General features: G+C 55.3%; 22 protein-coding genes. 8 read left to right on the top strand and 14 right to left on the bottom strand.

Annotation, left to right across the window (positions count from 1 at the left end):
- Window positions 1-159 precede the first annotated feature (159 nt).
- Together atpD and H6815_13655 are read right to left on the bottom strand one after the other, a co-directional pair.
- On the bottom strand, window positions 160-1599 hold the full coding sequence (gene atpD / locus H6815_13650; GenBank protein ID MCB9861484.1) for a F0F1 ATP synthase subunit beta: 1440 nt from the start codon (window positions 1597-1599) through the stop codon (window positions 160-162).
- Between the two features lie 255 nt (window positions 1600-1854).
- Window positions 1855-2223, bottom strand: coding sequence for a PilZ domain-containing protein (locus tag H6815_13655; GenBank protein ID MCB9861485.1), 369 nt, complete (start codon window positions 2221-2223; stop codon window positions 1855-1857).
- A gap of 223 nt (window positions 2224-2446) precedes the next feature.
- Here H6815_13655 and H6815_13660 point away from each other — a divergent pair, with 223 nt between their 5' ends.
- Window positions 2447-3694 carry a hypothetical protein gene (locus H6815_13660; GenBank protein ID MCB9861486.1) on the top strand — a complete coding sequence of 416 codons (1248 nt, stop codon included), beginning with the start codon at window positions 2447-2449 and terminating at the stop codon, window positions 3692-3694.
- On the opposite strand, the gene queG is transcribed toward H6815_13660, so the two are convergent.
- Together queG and H6815_13670 are read right to left on the bottom strand one after the other, a co-directional pair.
- Entirely contained in the window at window positions 3680-4768 is a 1089-nt protein-coding gene (gene queG / locus H6815_13665) for a tRNA epoxyqueuosine(34) reductase QueG (GenBank protein MCB9861487.1), read from the bottom strand. The two genes, H6815_13660 and queG, sit on opposite strands and share 15 nt — an antisense overlap.
- 3 nt (window positions 4769-4771) lie before the next feature.
- On the bottom strand, window positions 4772-5611 hold the full coding sequence (locus H6815_13670) for a sugar phosphate isomerase/epimerase (GenBank protein ID MCB9861488.1): 840 nt from the start codon (window positions 5609-5611) through the stop codon (window positions 4772-4774).
- A 537-nt stretch (window positions 5612-6148) separates the two neighbouring features.
- Here H6815_13670 and H6815_13675 point away from each other — a divergent pair.
- A complete protein-coding gene (locus H6815_13675; protein ID MCB9861489.1) occupies window positions 6149-7009 on the top strand; it encodes a tryptophan 2,3-dioxygenase in 861 nt (286 codons plus the stop codon).
- 19 nt (window positions 7010-7028) lie between these two features.
- Here the strand turns inward: H6815_13675 and H6815_13680 are convergent, their stop codons facing one another.
- From H6815_13680 to thiS, 7 genes are all read right to left on the bottom strand, one after another.
- On the bottom strand, window positions 7029-8141 hold the full coding sequence (locus H6815_13680; GenBank protein ID MCB9861490.1) for a glycosyltransferase: 1113 nt from the start codon (window positions 8139-8141) through the stop codon (window positions 7029-7031).
- An 18-nt stretch (window positions 8142-8159) separates the two neighbouring features.
- Window positions 8160-9236, bottom strand: a complete 1077-nt coding sequence (locus H6815_13685) for an ABC transporter ATP-binding protein (protein ID MCB9861491.1) — start codon at window positions 9234-9236, stop codon at window positions 8160-8162.
- Between the two features lie 114 nt (window positions 9237-9350).
- Window positions 9351-10871, bottom strand: coding sequence for an ABC transporter permease (locus tag H6815_13690; protein MCB9861492.1), 1521 nt, complete (start codon window positions 10869-10871; stop codon window positions 9351-9353).
- Window positions 10872-10927: 56 nt separating this feature from the next.
- A complete protein-coding gene (locus H6815_13695) occupies window positions 10928-12445 on the bottom strand; it encodes an ABC transporter permease (GenBank protein ID MCB9861493.1) in 1518 nt (505 codons plus the stop codon).
- Window positions 12446-12502: 57 nt separating this feature from the next.
- Window positions 12503-14383: a hypothetical protein gene (locus tag H6815_13700; protein ID MCB9861494.1), complete on the bottom strand. Its 1881-nt coding sequence runs from the start codon at window positions 14381-14383 to the stop codon at window positions 12503-12505.
- Window positions 14384-14473: 90 nt separating this feature from the next.
- Window positions 14474-15844, bottom strand: a complete 1371-nt coding sequence (locus H6815_13705; GenBank protein ID MCB9861495.1) for an ABC transporter permease — start codon at window positions 15842-15844, stop codon at window positions 14474-14476.
- Between the two features lie 77 nt (window positions 15845-15921).
- Entirely contained in the window at window positions 15922-16122 is a 201-nt protein-coding gene (gene thiS / locus H6815_13710; protein MCB9861496.1) for a sulfur carrier protein ThiS, read from the bottom strand.
- A 130-nt stretch (window positions 16123-16252) separates the two neighbouring features.
- Here thiS and H6815_13715 point away from each other — a divergent pair, with 130 nt between their 5' ends.
- Window positions 16253-17188 (top strand): hypothetical protein, encoded by a 936-nt coding sequence (locus H6815_13715; protein MCB9861497.1) that lies wholly within the window; start codon window positions 16253-16255, stop codon window positions 17186-17188.
- Window positions 17185-18585 carry a DUF1624 domain-containing protein gene (locus H6815_13720; GenBank protein MCB9861498.1) on the top strand — a complete coding sequence of 467 codons (1401 nt, stop codon included), beginning with the start codon at window positions 17185-17187 and terminating at the stop codon, window positions 18583-18585. The genes H6815_13715 and H6815_13720 overlap by 4 nt, the downstream gene beginning before the upstream one ends.
- A 64-nt stretch (window positions 18586-18649) precedes the next feature.
- Here H6815_13720 and H6815_13725 read toward each other — a convergent pair whose 3' ends face one another.
- Complete coding sequence (locus H6815_13725; protein ID MCB9861499.1) at window positions 18650-19579, bottom strand: hypothetical protein; 930 nt, start codon at window positions 19577-19579, stop codon at window positions 18650-18652.
- A gap of 305 nt (window positions 19580-19884) precedes the next feature.
- Between H6815_13725 and H6815_13730 the strand changes: the two genes are divergently transcribed.
- Window positions 19885-20382 carry a hypothetical protein gene (locus tag H6815_13730; protein MCB9861500.1) on the top strand — a complete coding sequence of 166 codons (498 nt, stop codon included), beginning with the start codon at window positions 19885-19887 and terminating at the stop codon, window positions 20380-20382.
- Window positions 20383-20442: 60 nt separating this feature from the next.
- On the opposite strand, the gene H6815_13735 is transcribed toward H6815_13730, so the two are convergent.
- Window positions 20443-21915, bottom strand: coding sequence for a hypothetical protein (locus tag H6815_13735; GenBank protein MCB9861501.1), 1473 nt, complete (start codon window positions 21913-21915; stop codon window positions 20443-20445).
- Between the two features lie 13 nt (window positions 21916-21928).
- Window positions 21929-22789 carry a 3-hydroxybutyryl-CoA dehydrogenase gene (locus tag H6815_13740; GenBank protein ID MCB9861502.1) on the bottom strand — a complete coding sequence of 287 codons (861 nt, stop codon included), beginning with the start codon at window positions 22787-22789 and terminating at the stop codon, window positions 21929-21931.
- Between the two features lie 129 nt (window positions 22790-22918).
- On the opposite strand from H6815_13740, the gene H6815_13745 reads away from it, so the two are divergent.
- The 3 genes from H6815_13745 to H6815_13755 all read left to right on the top strand — a co-directional run bounded on the left by H6815_13745 (window position 22919) and on the right by H6815_13755 (window position 24467).
- On the top strand, window positions 22919-23236 hold the full coding sequence (locus H6815_13745) for a tetratricopeptide repeat protein (GenBank protein MCB9861503.1): 318 nt from the start codon (window positions 22919-22921) through the stop codon (window positions 23234-23236).
- The gene (locus H6815_13750; GenBank protein MCB9861504.1) at window positions 23233-23754 is read left to right on the top strand and encodes a RecX family transcriptional regulator; all 522 of its coding nucleotides are present in this window, start codon (window positions 23233-23235) and stop codon (window positions 23752-23754) included. The genes H6815_13745 and H6815_13750 overlap by 4 nt, the downstream gene beginning before the upstream one ends.
- A gap of 167 nt (window positions 23755-23921) precedes the next feature.
- On the top strand, window positions 23922-24467 hold the full coding sequence (locus tag H6815_13755; GenBank protein MCB9861505.1) for a hypothetical protein: 546 nt from the start codon (window positions 23922-23924) through the stop codon (window positions 24465-24467).

Genomic DNA, 24467 nt, shown 5'->3' on the forward strand with positions numbered 1-24467 from the left:
CGCTCTTCACATCACGAAACCGAAGTGTGCCGAACTGTAAATCACTTTTACGGGTCTGACCACTGACAACTGTCAGAAGTTGTTAGTGTTGGATAAAGTAAATGAAAAACCCGCACAGAGGTGTGCGGGCTTTGTAAAGAATATCAAACTACAGCTCAATCAGCCCTTGGCCATCTTCTCTGCCTTGGCGCGTGCGTCGTCGAGTGTGCCGACGTACATAAACGCGGACTCGGGAAGATCGTCGCCTTCACCATCGCAGAGTCGCTCGAACGAGTCGATTGTCTCGTCAAGACTTGAGTTCACACCCGGGAATCCGGTGAATACTTCCGCCACGTAGAATGGCTGCGACAGGAAGCGTTCGATACGACGGGCACGGCCCACGATCTGCTTGTCATTTTCAGAGAGTTCGTCAACACCGAGGATCGCAATGATGTCCTGTAGATCCTTGTAACGCTGGATGATCTTCTGCACCCGTGACGCGATCGCGTAGTGGCGTTCGCCGATAATGCCGGGATCGAGGATTCGCGAGGTTGACGCAAGCGGATCCACCGCAGGGTAGATGCCCTTTTCTGCAATGCTTCGTGAGAGCGTGACGAACGCGTCCAAGTGAGCAAATGCTGTCGCGGGAGCCGGGTCGGTCAGGTCGTCAGCAGGGACGTAAATCGCCTGGACGGAGGTCACAGCACCCTTGTCGGTTGATGTGATGCGTTCCTGGAGCTGACCCATTTCCGTCGAGAGCGTTGGCTGGTAGCCCACGGCTGACGGCATACGGCCGAGCAGCGCGGACACCTCGGAACCCGCCTGCGTGAAGCGGAACACGTTGTCCACGAACATCATGGTTTCCTTGCCGGATGTATCGCGGAAGTCTTCGGCCATGGTCAGGCCAGACAGAGCGACACGGAGACGGGCTCCGGGCGGTTCATTCATCTGACCGAACACCATGGCGACCTTATCGAGAACGTGTGCCTGATTGCCGTTTTCATCTGTGAACTCGGCTTCTTTCATTTCACGCCAGAGGTCGTTTCCTTCGCGGGTGCGTTCGCCAACGCCACAGAACACAGAGTAACCACCGAACTCACGGGCCACGCGTGCGATCATCTCCTGGATGATAACGGTCTTGCCAACACCCGCACCACCGAACAGACCGATCTTGCCGCCTCGAACGAACGGGCAGAGCATGTCGATGACCTTGATACCTGTCTCAAGGATTTCGGTGTTCGGGTTGAGGTTTGTGAACTCGGGAGGAGCACGGTGGATGGGCATGCGACGTGCATCGGTGACCTGTGGCATGTTATCGATTGGCTCACCGAGCAGATTGAACACGCGACCAAGCACCTTCTCACCGACAGGGACGGACACGGGTGAGCCGGAATCGCTCACCTTCATGCCACGAACAAGGCCGTCGGTCGATCCGAGCGCAACCGCACGCACCACACCACCACCAAGGTGCTGCTGCACCTCTCCTGTCAGGTTCAAAGCACCTGCACTTGTGTTTTCCTTGACCGTGATAGCGTTGTAGATCTCGGGCAGCGCCTCATCGGGAAACTGCGCGTCAAATGTGGACCCGATGACCTGAGTAATTGTGCCGGTCGCTGCCATATCGTGATGTTCCTCAGCAGTTCGCGTGGAATGATCGAAATGCGCCAATACCGAGCGGCATCGGGCCTCCGGATCACAGCCCGGAGAAGGGCCCCAAGGATATGCCGAGGCCGCATCAGAGCCAAGTCATAGATCTGTGAAACGGGGTAGTTTCTCGGGCTCAATCAGCCCAAAGTCTTCACCGAGAGAGACGGCATACGTCATGAAAAAACCGCCCACTTGCTGTGGACGGTGCATCGCGTTCCCCGTTGTGGCTCAGTGCTGACGGAGTGACGAACGGGCCACCTCGCCCAGCTTGTGACGAAGGTCATCGTCGACATCTATAAACTTCACTGCGATCCGCCATCGCATAAATCCGGATCGCTCAAGGCGTACCACCTCAGCTGGAACCTGTACCAACCCTACGGGCCCGACCAGTGTCACCATGAGCTTCTTGCCGGGTTTCATCCCCGATTTACCCTGACGCTCTACCAACATGCCACCACAGGACAGGTTGATCACCTCGCCAAGCGAACTGCCTAGCTCACCAATGTGCAGGCGACCCGTGATCCGACGATCGTCAGGTGCTTCATCCTTGGGGCCTACCTCGTGCAGGCCGGCTCGAATTTGTGACAAGTAACCCACGATCTGCCCATCGGAAATGTGGACGTGTGACTTGACTGCTCTGACAGAAGTTTCTCCATCGAGCTGTCCAGAAGACGTTTTTCAACGATACCGCAGGCTCATCTGTGAGCAATCAGGTCCCATACACAGTATTGAAGCATCCAGAGAAACAACTGGCCAGAGCTGGCCCGACTTGCTGATGAATGAAATCCGGATGTGATTCAGACCATCACTACACTGCGTCATGGGAATGCCGACACCCCGCAAACTCGTCCCCGACAGCATCGCCTGGGCAGTGTTCCTCGCATGCTCATGGACATGGTGCATCGGGATGATCCTCCCGACATTGATGCTGCGCGATGGTGGGATCGGCGGGTATCTGATCTTTCTGATTCCCAATGCGATCGGGGCAGCTGCGATGGGCTGGGTGCTGCGCCGGGACGACCAGAGCTTCCGATTCGTTGCAAACCATGAGCTTGCATGTCGGGCGTTCTCGTGGATCACCATCCTGTTCCATGTGTTCGCGATCGCGTGGCTGTCGACCATGCTCCCGCTGGTATCTCTGCTGGTTGCATCGTTCGTTGTGCTCGCTGTACACATTCTTCTGTGGAGTCAGGGGACCTGTCTGCGTCGTGCTGGCTTTATTGTGTTTCTTGCATCCATCTGCCTTGCGCTGATCTATCTCGTCAATCCAGCACCATCGAGACCCACTTGGCCTAACGGCGCGTCCATGCCAGCCGATTTCTGGATTCTTGCGCTCGTTTGCGTCTTTGGGTTTGCACTGTGCCCGTATCTCGATCTGACATTCCATCGCGTGCGTCAGTCCGAGGGCCCGCACGCGTCCAAGGTCTCATTCACCGTTGGATTTTGCGTCTTCTTTGTGATGATGATGGTGTTCTCGTTCATGTACTCAGGCTGGCTTGAGAGCGTCGTGAGTCTGCCACAAGCAGAGGGTAATCCAAAGCGGTTTGGGCTGATCGCACCGACACTCTTCGCAACACACTTCGGGTTGCAGGCGTGGTTCACGATTCGTGCGCACACCCGCGAGCTTGCGCGAACCGATGCAACGCCCAGAGCGCTCACAGCATCACACTCACAGACGTGGCTGGTGGTATTTGCAGTGGTTGTCGCGATCTCACTCGCAGCGATATCCCGATATCCGCATGGCTTTGCAGATCTTTCCTTCGGCGAGGTTGGGTATCGCGTTCTTCTCGGGTTTTATGGGCTTGTGTTCCCGGCGTACATGCTGATTGTCGCGCTCCCCGCGGGCGGGTTTGGAAAGCAGGCAACCGGCTCTCACCCACTCGGAGCACGGATGATCATGTTTGCTGTTGCTGTCGGAGGTGCGTCGCCGTTTTATTTCTTCGGGTTCGTCCAGCGTGACGAATCGCTGCTCGCACCGGGCCTTGCGATTGTCATTGCAAGCCGCGTCTTCCTGCCAGTGATGAGCCGAATCATCGGTCAGCATGAGTCCGCATCAACCAGCGTGTGAGAGCAAGTGTTGAGCTGTCTGGCGTGTGAGTTCGGGCTCATCCTCGCTCGCTGCGAGTTGTTGTAATGTCTTCACAAACTTCGCTCTATCTGTCGTCTGATCTGTAGCGAGAATCAGCATCGCATTCCGTTTGAGCATGCCAAGGCTTGCGCGCGTCATCGAGCTTCCCGCAAGCGCACTGACTCGATCAGACTCAGACCAGGCGAGCACAACGAATGGATCAAATGACTGGCGACTTGACTGGTACGCATCGTTCGGCGCGATCTGCGATTTTCCCAAGCCCATCGGCGAGTTGTGCGGGCACACATCCATGCAGATATCGCATCCAAACAACCAGCCATTGAGCTGCGCCTGCAAACTCCCATCGATTGCATTTCGCTGCTCGATTGTCAGATACGAGATGCATCTGCTCGCGTCGAGCGCGTACGGCGTGATGGCATCGGTCGGGCACGCGTCGATACATCGTGTGCACGATCCGCAATGGTCGACAATCTGCTTTCGCTGTGGTGTGTGTACAAGGTCGAGTGTGGTGAAGAATCCACCAAGAAAGTAGCGGCTGCCCAGTGTCGGATGAATGAGCAGGGTGTGCTTGCCGATCCATCCGAGCCCCGCCCGCTGCGCCAGTTCGCGTTCCAGCACCGGCGCGGTGTCCACAAACGCCCGATGCTCATGCCCTGTATGCGCCTCTCGCAATACATCGCAGATCGCATGCAAACGCTTTCTGATAACCTTGTGGTAGTCCCGTCCCTGTGCGTACCGCGCAACCCTGCCAGCACCAGAATGCAAGGGCAGCGATGGTTCCTGCCTGTTTGCGTACAGATCCGCCACAACCACAGCGCATCGTGCGTTCTCAATCATGTATGCCGGATGCAGACGCAGATCGACGTTTCGGGCAAGATATGACATTGCGCCGTGCTTGCCACTATCGATCCAGTTGTTGTAGAAATTGATGTGCTCTGACGGCTCAAGCGAACTCACACCCGCGAGCGCAAAGCCGTGGTCAATACACATTTCGAGCACACGCTGCGTCAGATGCTCGCGATCATGCTGTGTGGTGTGCTCGCTGGATGACATAAGTTACGCCGACATGGCGCTGCCCGCGTGGAGCGCTCGACGAATCGACGTTGCTGCATCTGTCAGCACACGCTCAACTGCGCCCTTATCCGTTGCAAAGTGCGTGGAATCATGCTCAACAACAATCCACGCATTTGCTGGCAGTCCGGTGATCGCGGCATTCCACTGGCCCATCGAGAAATCCGGCATGACAGGCGCGTTGTGATCAACCTCGCGCACTTTCAGCATTGCAAGCCTATTGCCGAGCATGGTCACACCCGCATCCGGCGATTCGCCACCCCGCAACGCAACCGCTGCGGAATACGAGGCGCAGAGGAGCGGGCTCTGGATCGTGTCGAGGATGTCCATCAGCGATGATGCGGTGATGTAGTCGCCACCGTTCTCGATCGAGACACGCACACCCGTTTTGTCGGCGTGATCTACGACCTTTGCAAGACGATTGCAGATGCGCTTAGTGGTTTTCGCCAGCGACTCACCACCGGAACGATGGAAACCAAACACACGCACAAGTGGGCACTCGAGCGATGACGCAAGATCGATCATCCGCTTCGCCTGGCGAACCGTCTTCTCCTGATCGCCAATCACAGTCCCAACCACCGGCGGATTGATTGGCTGATCAAATGTGAGATTGGTTGCGATTGAAGCAATCGTCACGCCCCGTGATTGCGCTGCTTCAAACACCTTGCCTGTTGCAGACTGGGCAGGATCGGACATGATGTCTGACATGCCATAGCCAGCGGTGCGAAGTTCGACACCCTGATATCCGGATGCGACAGCAGCACGTATCACGTGGTCGATCTTCCATTCGGGGCAAGCAAGAGTTGAAAAGGCGAGTTTCGGCATGGATCGCATCCTTCGTCGAGAGATGTTCACTGTCTGGCAGGATAATCCTAGCCCACACCGCACGAAAAAGGCGTTCGCTCCCACGTGTCAATCATTGCCTGAGAGGTCAACAAAGTTCATGCGTAATCGGTACAACCGGTTCATATAGCGGGAACCCACACCAGCACACTCACATTCGGCGTGCTTTCGAGCCTGATCTATGCACCAATACAGGTATGACCTTTGCGGTTCGCTCATGCCAATCCCGCATTCGATGCCTTTGGCCCGCCCTGCTCGGGATTGGACTCGCCTCGATTCTCTCGGGATGCGGCGCTACACAACGGGAGCATCTTCTGAGATCACACAATGCATCTATCAAGGTCACAACTGCGACTGAATACGTATCGGAGCAGAATGAAACCCAAGCCCCTGAACTGGCTTTTTACCTCCAGCAGACACCCGAGTAAACGACTGCGAACAAATCTCATTCTTCACAAGGCAACTGTGCGTGCGTGTTGAACTGTCTACGCTGGTGCTGCATTTGCAGGAGACCAGCCTATGTCACAACGCGAGATCGAATCGAGTATCCATACAGATCTTGAGAACAGGATGACCTACTGGGGCTATCTGCAGCTTGATCGTGTGCTCAGCGCACAGAACCCGCTCTCAAACCCCACGCATCATGATGAGACGCTCTTCATTATCCAGCACCAGACAAGCGAACTCTGGATGAAGCTGATTATCCACGAGTTAGCAGCAGCCATAGAGCACATCCGCAACGATCGGCTTGAGCCCTGCTTCAAGATTCTGGCTCGCGTGAAACAGATCCAGCTGCAACTGACTAATCAATGGACGGTGCTGACGACAATGACACCGAGCGAATATCTGGAGTTCCGCCATGTGTTGGGACACGCCAGTGGCTTCCAGTCATATCAGTACCGAATGATCGACTTCATGCTGGGCAACAAGGACCATCGCATGATGAAACTGTTCGAGCATGACACGCATGTCTATCCAAAGGTGAATCACGCGTTTACCCAGCCAAGCATCTACGACGAGTTTCTGAGATATCTTCGTCGTCGTGGGCACGACGTACCCGATGATATCATCAACCGCGACGTGACCCTGCGTCATAACACGTCCCCCGAGATCGTCCGGGTCTTTACAAACATCTACGAACATTATCGCGCGCATTGGGATGCATACGAGATGGCAGAAAAGCTGGTCGACGTTGATGAGCAGGCAGCGCTCTGGCGGTTCAGACATGTCAAGGTTGTCGAGCGGATCATCGGGTTTAAGCAGGGCACCGGCGGGAGCAGCGGCGTGAAGTTCCTTCGAGGCGTCGTCGACCACCAGTATTTTCCAGAGTTGTGGCAGGTACGCACCGAACTCAAGCAGCCACACCCGCAACAGGACTGAACTGCTCCGACCTGACTGACTACGCGCTTGTATCCATCTTGAGTGAGCCAGACGATGTCAGCCACTCATAGGTGTCAAGAACACCTGCTGTATGTGTGCTTGCTTTGTGCTCCTGTGCAACATACTCACGAGCGCTTCGCGCAGTTGCTCGCGCACGCTCAGGATTCGCTAGGATCTCAGCAAGCAGGATGCGCCACGCATTTGTTGAATCATGGCGCACACAAAGCGATGTTTGGCCGTCACGAAGCATGCCAACAAGGGGATCTTCATGCGCAAGTACGAGCACACCGCTTGCCATCGCATCAAGCATGATCGAGCGATGCTCGCCGACCGCTTCCGGCACGATCAGTGCATCAGCCTGCAATGCAGGAAGCCGGTCTGCGTCAATATTTGGGACCTGGCTGACTCGATCGGTCAGCCCCAGCCTTGCGATCACCGGACCAACCGAGGCGTGCCCCGCTGCATCCGCGTCGATCAGCACCAGAAAATCAGCACCGTCTGCCGCGACTGCAGCGCACGCTTCAATCAACGCAACATAGGCTTGACGCTGCTGACCTGAACCGCCAACAAGTAGTGTCGGCGTCCGCTGCTCTTGAAAGATCGGATGGATCTCCGATGGGCAAAGGACACCCCACGGCACACATCGCGATGCGATGTCCGGCTTTCGAGATGATGCAAGCCGCGCAATGAGTCTTCGCTGCAACGCTGGATCTGGTGTCAATAGTGCAACTGAATCGGTTGACATCACCGTTGCGTGCGATGCTGCAACCCGCTGAACGAACGCAGCACTGTTGACTTCTATCGCAATAGCGCAGTTGAAGTGTTCAGCAAGAAAGAAACCGACAGGAAGCAACTCAAGGCCAAACACATGCACGATGAGCTTTGCTTCATCGTGGACCATCGGCCTGATCTGCTCTGCAAGCATCGCCTGGCTGACCGAGCGGAACAGCGAGGGGCGATCGTCATATGGAACCAATCGGGCGAACATGCCCTGCGGCACACGGGCCACCGCTGATGCAGGAGCAACATGAATCACGTCAACACCTTCGTCAGCAAGTCCAATCTGCAGCCGACGAAGGAGCGCACGCTCTCGAAGCGCCATATCACGATCGGTGAGCAGTATAGTTTGCACAACTGACTCCGGCGAGCATCAGATTCTGGCACGTGAATCGGCAGATGCGCGGAAGGACAGGTTTGGTACCGGGCTTTTATCGTCTTTCACTGCTTCCGTGCGCCACACGCCAACCCAGTGACCAGGCGTCGCCTCGCGCAACACGTAGTCGCCTGCAGGCCCGGGTGCCCGCGCGAGGTCTTGGGGCGGCTGATGCCACGGCCACCAGGGGCGCACGCCTTGCTCAGCGCCCGGCAAACGATGGAACTGCGTCTCATCCCCCACAACCTCGTCGATCGTCTCAAGCCGATCCAGACGAGCTCCAAGCTTCGGGATGCTCGCAAGGAGACCGTGCGTGTATGGGTGCATCGGATTATCAAACAACTCAAAGACGGGAGCGTACTCAACAACGCGCCCAGCGTACATCACACACACAACATCCGCATTTTCCGCAACAACACCAAGATCGTGCGTAATAAGCATCACCGCGAGATCACGCGATTGTTTTAGTTCGGCAATGAGTTCGAGAATCTGCGCCTGAATTGTGACGTCGAGCGCGGTGGTCGGCTCGTCAGCGAGCAGCAGGCGTGGCTTGCACGAGAGCGCCATTGCGATCATGACACGCTGGCGCATTCCACCGGAGAACTGGTGCGGATACGCCTTGATACGCTTTTCCGGTTCCGGAATGCCCACATCACGCATCACGTCGATTGCAATCGCCTTTGCTTCATCGTATGAAACGTGCTGATGAAGCAGGATCGCTTCCATGATCTGGTCGCCAACGGTGTAGACCGGATTCAGGCTCGTCATCGGCTCCTGAAAAATCATCGCGATCTCGTTGCCACGAATCTCCCGCATCTGGGGTTCGTTCAATGTCAGCAGATCGACCTCGTGGTTGTCTTCGCGCTTGAAGAGAATCCTGCCACGATCAAATCGGCCCGGTGGACGCGGCACAAGTTGGAGAGAACTCATCGCGGTCACACTCTTTCCGCAGCCAGACTCTCCCACCACTGCGAGTGTCTGCCTCGGAAAGATGCTCATGCGGACGCCATCAACCGCCTGAATACGTGGTCCGGCACCATTATCAAACGAGACCGCAAGATTATCGACTCGCATAATCGGTGTTGACAGATCAACCTTGCTGTTCGCGCGTGCAGTTGAGGATTGTGTTACTGTTGAACTCATTGATTTTTCCAATCACCAGTCTTTATTTCATCCAGAGACTCACACTCAGACACGCGCCTTACGCAACTTTGGATCGATTGCGTCACGAAGTGCCTCGCCGATCAGGTTGTAGCTCAGCACAGTAAAGAAGATCGCTCCACCCGGAAAAATGGCGAGCCACCAGAGGAAATCGCCTGCTTCGCCGGTTGCGTTGTTCAGTAGTTTCCCCCAACTCGGCTGGCCGACCGGCCCAAGCCCGAGAAAGCTCAGAATCGCCTCAATCAGGATCGCGCTTGCGATCATGAACGATGCTTCCACCAGCACGGGAGTCACGCCGTTCGGCAGCATGTGTTTAAACATGATCGCACGCAACGGAAGCCCCACAGCCTTTGCCGACTGGACAAAGTCCTGATTGCGCAGCTTCATGAACTCGGCGCGCGTAAATCGAGCTGCACCGGTCCACGTGAAGCAGCCGATGATCGCCATCATAACGTAAGTAGAACGCAGTTCCTGCGGTAGCACACCAGCTGCAACAATCAGCAGAAACAGTACCGGAACGGACATGAACACCTCAAGCACACGGAAGAGCAGCATGTCCACTCCGCCGCCAAAGTACCCCATCAACGCACCCATTGTGATACCAATCATGAGCGCCAGACCAGTCGAGACCAGACCGATAGAGATTGACAGTCTCGACGCATGAAGCAACTGCGTCAGCACATCCGCGCCAAGCACATCGGTGCCGAGCAGGAATGTCGCGTTGCCCATCTCCGGTCTGTAGGTCTCACCCTCTACTGTCGCGATGTCCGTCATTGGAGGTTGATTGAACCATCGTGTGCTCGTCTGACCTGGTGAGAACGGAATGAGGGTGTATGTTGCCTGAACCGTACCTTGAGCTTGCTGCTGACGATACTGGAACGTTTCAAGCGGCGTGTCCCATCGCAGTGTCAACAGTCCAACCGAGCACAGGAACGCAATCCCCACCACTACTCCCCGCAGCGACCATGAACGAAGCATCGGGAGCAGGCTGCACAGAACAGCAGCGCCGGCTCCGATCATGAGAGCGAGCTTGAAATCTGCGAAGGGACTGTTCTTGAACTTCAGGGCACCCGGCGTGATATTGCGCGTCTTGAAAAACTGCGCATCAACAATGCCAGCAGCCACAATAGCGACACCTATCTGAATACCAACCGCAAGCACAATGATCGCGCGCGTTGAACGGGCCAGCGGGATGATTCTCGAAGGCAGGAGCAGAAAGATTGGGACAAGGATGCCACCAATCATCAGCCCAATGTCAACCGACGACAGGTGTTCGAGCAACGGCGATGATGTCACCATTTTGCCAGTCTCATCAACCTTCTTCATCAGGAGCGGATGTCCGCTCGCAAGAATCGGTGAGTAGATTGCAAAGAACAGCACAACACCAACCCAGCACATACCGATGACCGCACCTGGACGCTTGAACACCTGGGACCATGCATCTGCCCAGAACCCCTTTGCCTCCTGCTGACCAATGCCCTGCGCAAGCTGCACACCGGTCACGGATTCTGGTGCGGGTACAGGAGATGTGCTTGTCTGCTCTGCCATGTCTGGTACGAAAACTCCTCACGTATTCGATTCATTCAGAAGCGGTTTCAACGCAATCAGTCGTATGTAATTCGAGGATCGGCCAGTGCGTACAGAATGTCCGCCAGCAGAAGTGCGAGCAGATTAACAGCAGCGACGATCAACGTCGTCGCAAGCAGCAGTTCACGATCACGCTGATAGATGGAGTCAAGCACCAGCTTACCCATCCCGTTGATATTAAATATCTTCTCGATAACCACGGATCCGGAGAATGTTGCTGGGAAGATACTCACGAAGATGGTAATCACAGGAAGCAGACTGTTACGGAACACGTGCTGAAGCAAGATATCGATGCCACGAACACCTTTCGCCTTCGCAGTGCGGACGTAATCAGCGTTATAGTTGTCGAGCATCGATGCGCGCACCTGCTTGCTGAGGACAGCAAATCCGCCGTACACAATACACAACACCGGCAGCACCATGTGCCAAATCGTGTCAAAGAGATACCCACGCGATTCCAATGTTGGCAGATACGGCATGTTGTCTGCCATCACGTCGTGCAACCCGGACACTGGGAACATGCCCAATCCCTGCCGGCTCGCAAGAAAACCGATTGCAAGAACACCGGCGAGCGGAATGGGAAACGACCACAACGCGATATACGCTGCGCCCATAATCGAATCAACTGCTGAGCCTCGCTTGGCAGCAGCCAGCATGCCACTGGGAATAGCAACAGCGTAAATAATCGTAAATGCAATCAGGTTCAGTGTGAGCGTGACCGGGAGCGCCTGCAGTATCAACTCCGATACAGGACGCGTTCTGCTGAACGACTTTCCCAAATCCGGTGAGCCAAGCCAGAGTATGCCAGGAACGATCGGAACTCCGGACTCCTTGTATGGCTTTGCATCGAGCATCGCCAGCAACTGCAGACGTTCCTTGTACGCAATCCGATACGCGTCGATTGCCTCTTGTCCAGTCTGTTGTATCGCCGCCCACATAGGGTGCGAAGTAGCCGGCTTGTGGCTCCGCAATACAGATTCTCTGATCTTCTCATTTACGTCATACGCACCGCGCAACTCGATCGACTGGGCGTATTCAACCAGAAGAATCTGCTGAGTCTTGCGTAGTCCGATCGCACGAACTCGCACGCGCGCGTATTCCTGTGACGCTTGACGCCACGCTTTGCGTTTGTGCTCATCGGTCGCACCGTCGGGCCATGCGAACGGCTCAACAGCGATGTCGTCAACAGCAAGATCATCTGTAAACCATTCCCAGAGAATCGGAGGTTTCTGCTCGCGCGGACGAAGGACCGTATCGCCAGCTTCATCAATCTGCGCACGTGGCCCAAACTTGATCGGGCTGATCTGAGCAAGCCATCGCACATACTGCACTACCGGAGGCGCATCAAGTCCGTACCGATCCTCAAGCCGTGCTTCCTTCATCGCCGCGCTTGTTGCGTTCATCTGCCCGCCACTTGCCTTCATGGCTGCACCGATACCGCCCGGACTCATCGCAATGATCATAAACACAAGGAAAGTGATGCCGAACAGTGTCGGAACAATCAGGAGCAGGCGTCTGATCAGGTATGTCGTCATGAGAATGATGGTCGCTTACAAGACATCAAATGTGCTATGCACAAGGAAACGGGGCTATCAATCCTGGCCCGTGAACATAAACTCACGCGGCTCCAACCCGCTCGCGTACTCCTGAATGTTTGTGTATTCCTTGTCGATGAAACGCGACCATGGGAGTGCGCGGATGAATGTGTACGGCTGCTCCTCATGCACGAGATTGTGGAACTTGTGCCAAGCCTCCATGCGTTTGTTGTAGTCACGCTCGGTACGAATAGATTCAATCAGAGGATCCTGGCCGCCATCCCACTGCACAAAGTTATGCCCCTGATTCTTGATTGAATCGGTGTGCCATATCTGAGAAGGGTCGCTTTCAGGATCTGATGCAGACCAGCCGAGCACAATTGCATCAAAGTTGCGGGTCTTCATAATCTGATCGTACTGCGCCCATTCAACCACATTGGGCGTACACACAATTCCAGCGTCGCGACACTGAGTCACGATGTAATCCTGCATGCGTTCTGCAGTCTGCCCTCCAACTGCCCGGGTAAACTCAAATCGAAACGGCTGGCCCTTCTCGTTCTCTAGAATGCCGTCACCATCCCGATCTATCCATCCCGCTTCGGCGAGCAGTTGCTTCGCACGACCAGGGTTGTACGGCCAGGGCTTTGCATCCTTTGGCACTGTCGGAACAGGGCCGTTGTTCGGACCGACTGCAACAAATCCATTGCCAACCCAGATATCACGGATCATGAGTTCGCGATCGAGGAGCATGGTCATTGCCTGACGAACACGCTTGTCATGAAATGGCGTAAGTTTTCCATCTCGCTCGCCACATTGCCATCCAATGAATCCGTACCCCGATCGCATGTTCATCCACCGGTGCAAACCGATGTTGTACTGTTCGGCTTTTGCCGGATTATCCTGGTAGTCCTTGTACTGTGGTGAGGACGGGAGGATCATGTCAACTTCCTTGTTGATCATGGCCTGAAGTCGTGCCTCTTCGTTGTCAATCACAAGAAACCGCATCTCATCAAGCAGCGGCTTTGGTCCCCAGTACTGCTCATTGCGCTCGATGACAACTGTATCCCCGGGCACCCAGTCCGTGTTTACGAGCTTGTATGGTCCGGACCCCATCAACAAGGCTGGCTGCTCGTTGATCTGTTGTGGCGTGAACTTCTCGAAGAAGTGCTTCGGGAGAATATTTGTCACCAGAGCTGCATTGAGGTTGTACGCACCCGGCTTCTTGAAGTGAAACTCCACCGTTCTCTCTGAAACAACATCAACACGTTCGAGGTATGGCTCGATGACCGAGCGGACCGACTCGGTTTCCAGTTCAGGATTCATGATGTAGTCGTTGAATGTAAACGCAACATCCTCCGCCAGCACGGGCACGCCATCGCTGAATCTGGCTCGGTCTCGCAGTTTCACACGAAGCCACATGCCTTCGGGGTCGTACTGCCATGCTTCTGCCAGAACACCCTGGAGCTCAAGAGTGACCGGGTTGTATCGTGCGAGTCTTTCAACCACCCAGTCCTCGATACGACGGCCGTATGTGTCTTCAGCAACATACGACGTGAGCTTGGATAACTGCGCCTCAAAGCATTCAATGAATACACCACCCGGTTGAAAATCGGGCAGTTTGGTCGGATCGTTGTCGAGCACAAATGCTGGCTGCCAATCGATCTTCACGCCTGGCACCGCCCAGCTTGGAGTTTCGTCAACCTTTGGAGTTGTTGACCCGCTTGAGAGCGCCCCACCCTCTTCAATGTATGTAGCAATTCGGTCTACTTCTGTAGAGATTCGACCAGCGGATGTTTCAACGGATTTGATGCGGTCATCAAGTTGCTGAAGGCTAATCCAGTTCCTGTCCTTCACGAACATCGACATCAGCACAAGCACGCCTACAAACGCAACCATTACCATCAGTATGAAGTCTTTGATACCAAATCGGCTTTGCATCTGAACTCTCCGATATTCCTCTGATACTGAATCGATGGTATGGTTTGCCGGCGCTGCGTATTTGAAGCAGCCCCGACACTTTCTCTGGTATTACCGCTTTGCACGCTTCGGATCGAATGCTTCACGCAGTCCTTCTCCTACGAAGTTGAGCGCCAGCAGCGTCAACCCCAGAAGAAGACACGGGAAAAACAGCAGCCACCAATACGAGCGGTGCTGATTGAGCTGGTCGAGCCCTTCCGCAGCAAGGTTTCCCCAGCTTGGAAGCGGTGGCGAGACACCGATACCAAGAAAACTGAGAAAACTCTCCTGCAGAATAGCCTGCGGAACTGTCAGCGTGGCGTACACAATGATCGGCCCCAGCAGATTGGGCAGGAGGTGCTGGACGAACTGGCGATTCAAGGGTGTGCCGATTGCTCGAGCAGCTTCCATGAACGGCTGGTTCTTCAGACTCAGCACCTGACCACGAACCACGCGCGCCATGGTAAGCCACGACACACCGCCGATTGCGACGAGCAATGTGATCACCTGCAATGTGGCACGCTGGCTTTCGGACAGATCGCCGCCCTTGATCTGCGTCTGTGACTCCTTGATAATTTCATCGCGGAGTTCGCTTGTCTGCTCCTTTGCAAGTCTCTCGATGACTTGCGATCGATCTTCAGGTGAGAGTGGGCCGCCCTCGCTGAGGAGTTCATTCAACGTGATATCCGGATCCACACCGAGATCCGCGACAAGTCCCAGTTCCACAGCATTGAACTGATCGCTATAGGTTTCAACAAGCACAGGCACTGCACGGGACTGGAGTTCCTGCTCGACATACGCCTGCCGTTGCACATTTGCGTGCTCTGCTCGCGCTGCGACAAGATTCATAACCATCGCGTCGACTGCGACGGCAAGAAGCACCACGAGCAGGATGTACGGCAAACCAAACAGAATGTCGACGATGCGCATCATAACCGCATCAACCTTGCCACCAAAGAATCCAGATATCGACCCATACACCGTGCCGATACACACCGAGATCAATGCAGCAACGATACCAATAGTGAGTGAGATACCGCCCCCTGCGAGCACCCTGATCATGAGACTCCGGCCGAGCACGTCGGTCCCCAAAATCGGAGCGGGTGTGCCTTGCGGACCATCAGGCACTGCGGCTCGCTGCACCTTGATCTGATCGAGGCGTTCCTTTTCGTCAGCATTCTTCCACGGCCACCATGCGGGCGAGAGCCTCGCCGAGACAGCGTCACCACTCATGTACCGGGCCGTTGTGCTATTTTCTGCACTTCCAAGGGTGAGCGGGAGCGACAACACGCACGCTGCAAACATCAGCGCCAGAAAAACCATCCCGGCGATCCCGATCGGGCTGCGCGTAAAGGGGTTATCGCGCTCGCGAGGCGGCGCCATAATAGCTGGCACCGAATCCGGCACTTCGCTTGCATGGGGATTGTTGGTGGTACTCGTCACGGGGATGCAAGGATAACGCGCAAACCTTGTTCCATCCTGATTGCTGTCGGAATCGTTTGATCACACGTGAGTTGCGGCTAACCACCACCCACCAGCGTCACAAGTTCAACCATGTCGCCGTCTTTGAGCTTTGTTCGGGCATGGTCACGCTTTGGCACAAGAGCCCGGTTCACCTCGACGGCACAGGCTTTCCCCTTCAGACCAAGCGTTTCCACCAGTTGTTCCACCGAATGATCGATGGGGATCGTTGTAGATGAGCCGTTGATCTGAATCGAGATAGTGTGTGCTTCCGTATTCGGCATGAGATCATTATACTATGGTGCTGTGAACACGACCCGAACAACCCTCCCTCTGTGTCGGCCCCATCATCGGGGCTGGGTACATACCGCTGTCGTTCTGATTTTGATCGTGACGGCGCTGGCAGTAGCGGCGATATGGCTTGGACGGTTCGTTTTCCGCAAGGGGTACGACCAGTCAACACCAGAAGCTGTTATCCAGAGTGCGAAGCAAATGGTGCTCGACGGCAATGCCGGGCGACTGCACGAACTGGTATATGCAGGCCAGCCGGAACTTCGACGTGTGTTGCAGAACATCGGGCTTTCTCTCGGTGCACTCGATGATCTTGGTCGCGCGGTGCAGGCATCTTACCCAGAAGAGGTGCAGGAACTTCGAGAAGAGGCTCAGCGGGCTGCATCCAGCGGGAAAGCAACGTCGTTTATCGCACGAATAGCAACAGGACAGCAGCGGGACAGATCCGGCAATCGAAGCGAACGCGAGCAGGACTTCAGAGCAGCAATCGACTCGACACTCAAGGGGCTGATGAGCGATCCGTATGGCTGGCTAACCGCAAACGAGGAACGCCTCGGTGTGCAGTATCTCACCGACGAACAATCTGTACTGACACTCGATGGCAAACCACTTTTCCCCCCTGTTGGCATCAGTATCCAGCAGTTTGATGGGAAGTGGTATGTTGCGCCACCATGGGAGCACATGCGCAACATCGGCGCGTGGCCCAAATCCGACGAGGAATGGGAGATTCTCATTGAGTTCTCCGGCGTTGCCCAGAACATGCTGACCGACATGATCAAGGACGTCAAAGCAAAGAAATACCCGAATCTTCGCAATCTCGCCGAAGAAACAGGCGAGAGGGCATTCCTTCCGCTCGCCTTTGCGGGACTCGCATTTGGAAAGGCTGTGGAAGAACGCCAGAAAGCAGAACGCGAGGCACGGCGTGCCGAACGGGAAGCGACAGCGTCAGATACCACGTCTGGAGGGACGCAACCTGGAGCGTCCGAAGCGCCATCGAAAGATGACACACCACCAAACGACAATGGCCCGCTATGACTGAAACACGCAAGCCGAAGCAGCGATTTCGTCGGAAGAAGTCCGAGCCGGTCGATGAGGACAAGTCACCGTCGATGTCGCTTGAGCAGATCATGGGCGGCGACCCTGACAAGATCAGGGCAGAAGCTCCTCCACGTCCTCGTCTGACATATCTTGATGCGGTCCGTGGATTGGTGATCGTGCTCATGGCGATCGATCATGCGCGTGATTTCTGGACACCAACCCAGTTCCAACCAACCGACTTTGCAGCTGACGGCGGTGGATGGCAGTTCTTCTTTACACGCTGGATCACACATCTGTGCGCACCAACCTTTGTGCTGCTGGCTGGCATGGGAGCATGGCTGTGGAAAAGCCGCGGACGCTCCAAGGCACAGTTGTCCGTTTTTCTGCTGACACGTGGATGCTGGCTGATCTTTATTGAGTTTGTCGTGATCTCTATCTGGTGGCAGTTGCCATTCGGTGTGCTGTGGAAGGGATTCGACCCAAATCTCATGTATCCGTGGTCACAGGTGAATGTCACTCAGTTCCCGCCACCAATATACATGGCGCAGGTGATATGGGCGATCGGTGCAAGCATGATTCTGCTTGCAGGACTCATCTGGGTCCCCATTGCACTGCTCGCGCCATGTGCCGTGGCTGTCATACTCGGGCACAACCTGCTCGATCCACATGATGCGCAGTTCGGATTCCAGCAACTCGGTCAGCCTCGTACGTTCCTTGAGAAACTGCATGGCGTTGCCCACACCGGGTTTGGCGCTATATCTCTCCCGTCAGGCACTTCGCTCACAACAAACCGAACATGGATGAACGTGTATCCGCTCGTGCCGTGGTTTGCTGTACTTGCACTTGGGTATTCGATGGGGCCGCTCACAAAGCATCTTGGCAGAAAACGCCGAAAGACGTTCCTGCTGATCGGACTGGGGTGTATTGCTGTATTTGCTGCTGTTCGATACACCAACGCGTACGGCAATCCGTCACTATGGTCACCGCAAGCCACAACGCTCGACACAGCAATGTCTTTTCTGAATGTCGAAAAGTATCCCCCATCGGCACTCTACCTGCTCATTATGCTGGGTATTGGCATGATTCTGCTTGCAACCATCGATCTGCTCCCTACCACCATCGTGTGGATACTTACCGTGTACGGGCGAGTGCCATTTCTGTTCTATGTACTCCATCTGCCGCTACTCTGGCTCAGCGCAGCAATTATGGTGCAAAAACGTTTTGGTGATGATGCCGAACAATGGGCTTTATCAGCCCACAACATGCCAGGTGAACCCCAACTCTGGTGGACATACGCCGCGTGGTGTGGTTTGCTTGTTGCGTTGTTCCCTGTGTGCTACGCGTTCGGACGCATCAAGCAGAACTCCAAGGCGTGGTGGCTGAGTTATCTGTAAGAAAACAAAAAGCGGACGAGTTGCACACTCGACCGCTTTCTCTTTTACATCATGCCAATACGTTTTATCCACCGCCACCGGGTCGCCCGCTGCGAACGATGCGGCCGCCAACAACAGCAACCACTTCCTCGTTAGCGAACCCATCGATCGTGCTCAGTCCTGTTCCAGGATTCAGCTGAACATACCTGCGCCCTGACGGTGTCGCAGCTGCGCGATTCACGCCGTTTGACCAGTATGGGTATCCGTTGATCTGTCGATGGATGTAATCAGGAGCGTTGACAATAATCGCCCCGCGCCAGTAGCGGATTGTCGCAGCGTCACCGCCACCATCGACCCACTGCAACGGCTCAACAAGTTCCGTGACCAGATCGATGACTTCTTGTGCACGTTCTTCCTTTGTCTTGCGTTCGTCGCGATTATCCTGTCCACGATCCTGGAATGGCGACTGTCCGCCACCGCCCTGGCTGCTCTGCAACGCCTGTTGCAAGTCCAGTGTTGGAGCATTTGTGTAGTCCGGAAGTTCAAGCAGCAGATCGTTGATGTCGTAGATCTCAACGCGTTTTGTCTTGTTCAACCTGCTCTTGGGACCAACCTCGATCTCGCCGGTACGTTTCATCTGCCACGCTGGCTCTTCAAGATCTACTTCGATCTCATCAAGCACACGCTCGATCAAATCAAGCGCTGTACCCGGCGCAGCAACAACAGACACAAGCTGATCCTTGTCGAACCCTGTCTGGTACCGGTCAGAAATCCACTTGACGTCGATCTTTGCGCCGGTCTGCTCGGCAATGTATGCGAAGACTTCCTCAAGGCGAGTATCTGTAAACTCGACGGAGATCGGCTTCGTCAACTTTACAAGTGTGTCGCGCTGCGGAATCTGCTGTGATTCCACAACACCCGTTGTGATCTCGACTTCGTTTGCCAGTGCTGCTGGTACACACACTGCACCAGCGAATGCTGCAAGAGCAAGTGTCTTTGTCATGATTGCTTTCATGTGCTGATCTCCTGATCTGGCGGACACCAAACAGTATCCGCACGGAGTACATGGGTTTATTTTACCACAAGACCGGCCCAGTCGCGCCTGTGTGGCCCCACAAGCCCGTCCGCCAGTCATGGAAGACTTCCACTCATATCGACCCGCGCTACGGGTGTTTGTTCCATGGAAGGGTCTGAACCAATCCAGAATCTCATAAAAACAGCTCTTTTCTATCGGATTCAATAAGTTCGGAGCATCCTGTGACCGACAGGCTTACCAAGGTTCCGCCAAATCAAAACGGAGCGGGCGTAGAGGAGTGGTCTATGGCACGATGTGGAAACTGCGGCTCAGTACTCTTCGGCGGCATCAAGGAGAACGGTGCCCGATACTGCAACAAGGGCTGCCGCGACATCGCATGCGCCATCGACACGGTGGATCAACAGTTCGGCGATGAGGTGCTTGAGAAGGTGCTTGATGTGCATAGCGGACCATGCCCAAAGTGTGGAAAGCCGGGCCCCATTGACGTGCATACGTCCCACTTTGTCTGGTCGGCGATCTACATCACACGATACACCAGCACACCCGCTGTCTGCTGCACGTCGTGCGGAAGAAAGGCAAAGCTCACAAGCGCACTTGGATCGGCACTCGTCGGATGGTGGGGAATACCGTTCGGCATCCTGATCACCCCGGTATACGTCGGCGCAAACATTGTCGGATTGTTCAAGAGCCCCGACCCCGAGGTTCCTTCGGAACAACTCACACACATGGTCAAACTGCAGATTGCGTCGAACATCGTGCACCAAGTGCAGGAAGCCGCATAGCAGACTGAACTCGCACACCATAGGATCGATTGCCTTCAGTGCGACAGATACTGGACGAGATCAAGGATCCACAATGGGCACAATGATGTAGTCAAGCCCGATCCCCCTCCTGTACATAGACATGTAGTGAGTTGGGTTAAACTTCCCACCATTGTCCTCGCTGTCGATCCCCCTCGAATACAGCACGTATCCGGTGTCGCTGAGCGCAACTCCATCGGTTGGTCTTTGATTGTCTTCAGCAACATCCTCGGCAGTCGCGATCCGGTAGATGAGCCCGTCCGGATCGGTTGGAGTCGTTGGGATAGCGTCAAGGTATTCGGGCACAAGTTCCGCGAGTGTCGAAGGCAGTCTGCCGGTGTCATTCCGATATGCCTCAATACCGAGCACTGTCAGCGTTCCGGCACGGCGCGCACAGGCCAGCAGATTGCTCGCCCACATCCCCTCGAACACTGACACAAGATCATCCAGTTCCGCTGCGTACGAATCAACGATCTGTATCATCTCAGCATCGAGTTGTATCAGCTCGTCGCTCGCGTTTATCGGATCGAGCATGATCGCCTGTTGCGCGCGGGAGTAAACGTCTGCAACTCGGGTGCGAGCAGAGCTCCTCGAGTACCTCTCACGCCAGCCGTCATTCATGCGACTGTCAATCAATGCCGCTGCAATGACACTGTTTCCCTCAAAGGCAAACCCCACATCAAGAACAGCGTAGCTCTGGAGTTTGGCTGCAATCTGCCGATGCACATCCCGGCCCAGCGGCCGAGCGATCACCCATTCCCTGATCCGTTTATTTACATCCGACTCAATTATAACTCCAAGCATAAAATCAGTGGAGTCCGGCTCTAAGGTATGGGCCTCAGCCAGTGCAAGCATCCGATCCACCTCCGTGTAGAGCGTCTGAAGGTGATAGTCGGACACGTCTTTCGACGCAGCAACCCACGCGACAGCCAATCGGTACGTCAAGTACATGTATGTCCAGCGCGTAGCGTCTCCGATCGGTGTTAGCGTATTGATCCAGCCCGCAACTCCAAGGTCCGGATCGGGCGATCGCATCCTCGCTGGCTGTTTCACAACGTCATCAATAAGATCAAGATACCCAGCTGACACCAGATCATCCGACATGTCTCTGTCGAATGATCGGACAGGCTTGCTCTGGCGTATCCAATCGGCAGCGCGCGGGAAGTCATCCAACTGCCATTCCTGATTCGCATCGTAGGGTTCGATATTGGCAACATGCTTTTCTCGAATCTCGACATAAATCGACCAGATCTCAGCAAAGATCGAGTCGTCAGGAAGATCTAATGAGATTGACCTCCCTGATTGATTCAGCACCCGAACCCGATCTTCTATGAGATTTCGAATCTCCGCATCGCCGTTGATTCGAGGAACCACAGGCCCTTTGTATCGAGCAGAGTGAAATGCGATGCCAATCCCAATCGCACTCAGTAACACCAACACAAGTACAACAACAATCGCACGCCCCGATCTGGAAACCATGCAGTGTTGTTGTGCTTTGAAATCATCGGATTTCATGAACTGCAACCGATTACTTGGAGTAATCGAACACGCCGCGCCCGGTCTTGTCGCCCAGTCTGCCTGCGGTGACAAGCTGCTTCAATAACGGGCACGCGCGATAGCGCGGATTGTTGAGCCCTTCGGCGAGCACCTCCATGATGTGCACGCACGTGTCGAGCCCGATGAAGTCCGCGAGACGAAGTGGTCCCATCGGATGCGCCATCCCGAGTTTCATAATCTCGTCGATGTGCTCGGGCTCTGCAACGCCCTCCATCCAAGTGTAGAACGCTTCGTTGATCATCGGCATGAGGATGCGATTGGAAACGAATCCGGCGCGATCGTTTGCGGGAACAGCGGTCTTGCCCATCGCATTCGAAAGCGCGATCGTGCGATTGGTTGTCTCGTCACTTGTCGCAAGCCCGCGGATCACCTCGACGAGCTTCATCACCGGCACCGGGTTAAAGAAGTGCATGCCAATGAATCGGTCGGCTGCATCTCCCACAGCCGTCGCGAGTTTGGTGATGCTGATACTCGACGTGTTCGTGGCGATGATCTGGTTGCCTGTGTACATCGCAGCAAGCTTGCCGAACAGATCAAGCTTGACATCAAGATCCTCAACAATCGCTTCGATCACGATGTCAGCGCCAGTCAACCCGTTGAGGTCTGTCGCGTAGGTGATGCGTCCCTTGGCTGCCTCGGCATCCTCTTGTGACATCCTCCCCTTGTCGACAGCGCGGGCGAGCAACTTGTCGTGGAGGGCCTTGCACTTATCGATCGATCCGGGAAAAGCATCGAAGACGATCGTGGCGAATCCGCTGACAGCTGCGACCTGCGCAATACCGCCGCCCATCTGGCCCGCGCCAACGACACCCACTGTCTTCACATTGTGCATTGTCCAGTTCTCCTGATCGAGTGCATAGCGCAGCCCGGGCCCAGCCGCAATCAAAAACCGCCCGAACGCAACGGTATGCCCCCGGGTGCCGACCGCTGCTTCTGTTCTGGTTGTGTTCTATCATGCCGCATGGGTGATCCGTCACGACTCGACAAGTTAATGAAGCTGTATGCACTGGACGAGAACGACGCGTTCACGCTGTACGCGATCGCGCAGGAGCACGGCAAAGCGGGCAGTGTTGAGGAGGCTCTGTCGTGGTATGACAAGTGCATCGACGCCGACAAGGACTACTGCTACGCCTACTACCACAAGGCAAAGACACTCGATGATGCTGGCAGGACCGATGAGGCGATCGCTGTGCTCCAGCAGGGCATGCAGATCGCCCGCGAGACAGGCGAGTCGCACGCATTCGGCGAGATGCAGGACTTCCTCGGGATGATCGAATGAGCAATTCCGATCAACAATCTGCCAGAGCGCTCGATTTTGCGATGAAACTGCTGACAAAGTCCAGACTCAGCGAGCGCAGTCTGCGCGAAAAGCTGGTTCGGCAACGCATCGCAGAGGACCAGATCGACACCGCAATCGAAACGCTGAAGCAGCGAGGATTCATCGATGACATGAAAGCTGCCCGCAGCGCGGTCGAAGCGTGGCTGGAACGCCAACCAGCTGATCGAACTCATTACGAGTCGAAGTTACACAAGCTCGGAATCGACAGGCACACCGCATCATCCGTATTGGACGAAGTGCTTGAGCATCGCTCGCGGATTGATGATGCTGTCGCAGCTCTCAAGGGAACACCGTCGGCAGATGTGCGTACCTTGAAGGAGTGGCAGACCCGCGCCAGGCGTGCAGCGGGCAAGCTTGCCCGGTTAGGGTTTGATGAGGACACAATCGAACTCGTAGTTGACCAGGTGCTGGGACCACAACCCGAACAGGAAACAGCGGATTTGTTCGAGAACGAATGAATCAGGACGTTTCCCTGAAACACGACTTCGCATCAGCCGAAACACCCATGCGTGGCGTTATTCTCGGTCGGTTGCCGATACGTGGAATCCTGATGAGGCTCTGGTAGTACATCGTTGGTGCCAGAGGTATACACTCTTGGCTCGCCCCAAAGGAATCATCCGTACTTATGCAGACACTTTCCGCACCAGCATCACGTCGTTCAGCCCTCTGTCTTCTCTCCACAGTCACTCTCGCAGCGATGCTTCCCGGTTGCATTGCCGTGGACAATGAGTACAACACGCACGATCCGTCTATCAAGCCCGCCCGCGTGTGGTACGCACAGGACAACACGCTCACAGGGACGTTGGTGGTCGCAGATGCACCCGCAATGTCGTCGCTGAATCGGTCAAGCTGGCTCCCTATCCAGTACACAATCGCAGATGGCAGTGTCGCCCATGCACCGACCTACTCGCCAGAATACAACGTATTGTCAATGGATGACTACCGAGGAAAAGACGCTCCAAATATCAACTCATCACTGTCTGCTGATGAACAATCGAACATGGAGCAAGCCCAAGTCGCGTTTGTCGCTCCAGCTCTCGCTGCGTTTGATCTGGTAGCGATTCTCCCCCGCATGATCATCGAAGACCAGCCGTGGGATGTCGTCCGCTCACCGGACACCGTCCCTGTGACACGCAGGACTGAACAGTCCTCCCTCCCCGAGTCTCAGTGA

The sequence above is a fragment of the Phycisphaeraceae bacterium genome (assembly GCA_020639155.1).
Classification (GTDB): Bacteria; Planctomycetota; Phycisphaerae; order Phycisphaerales; family UBA1924; genus JACKHF01.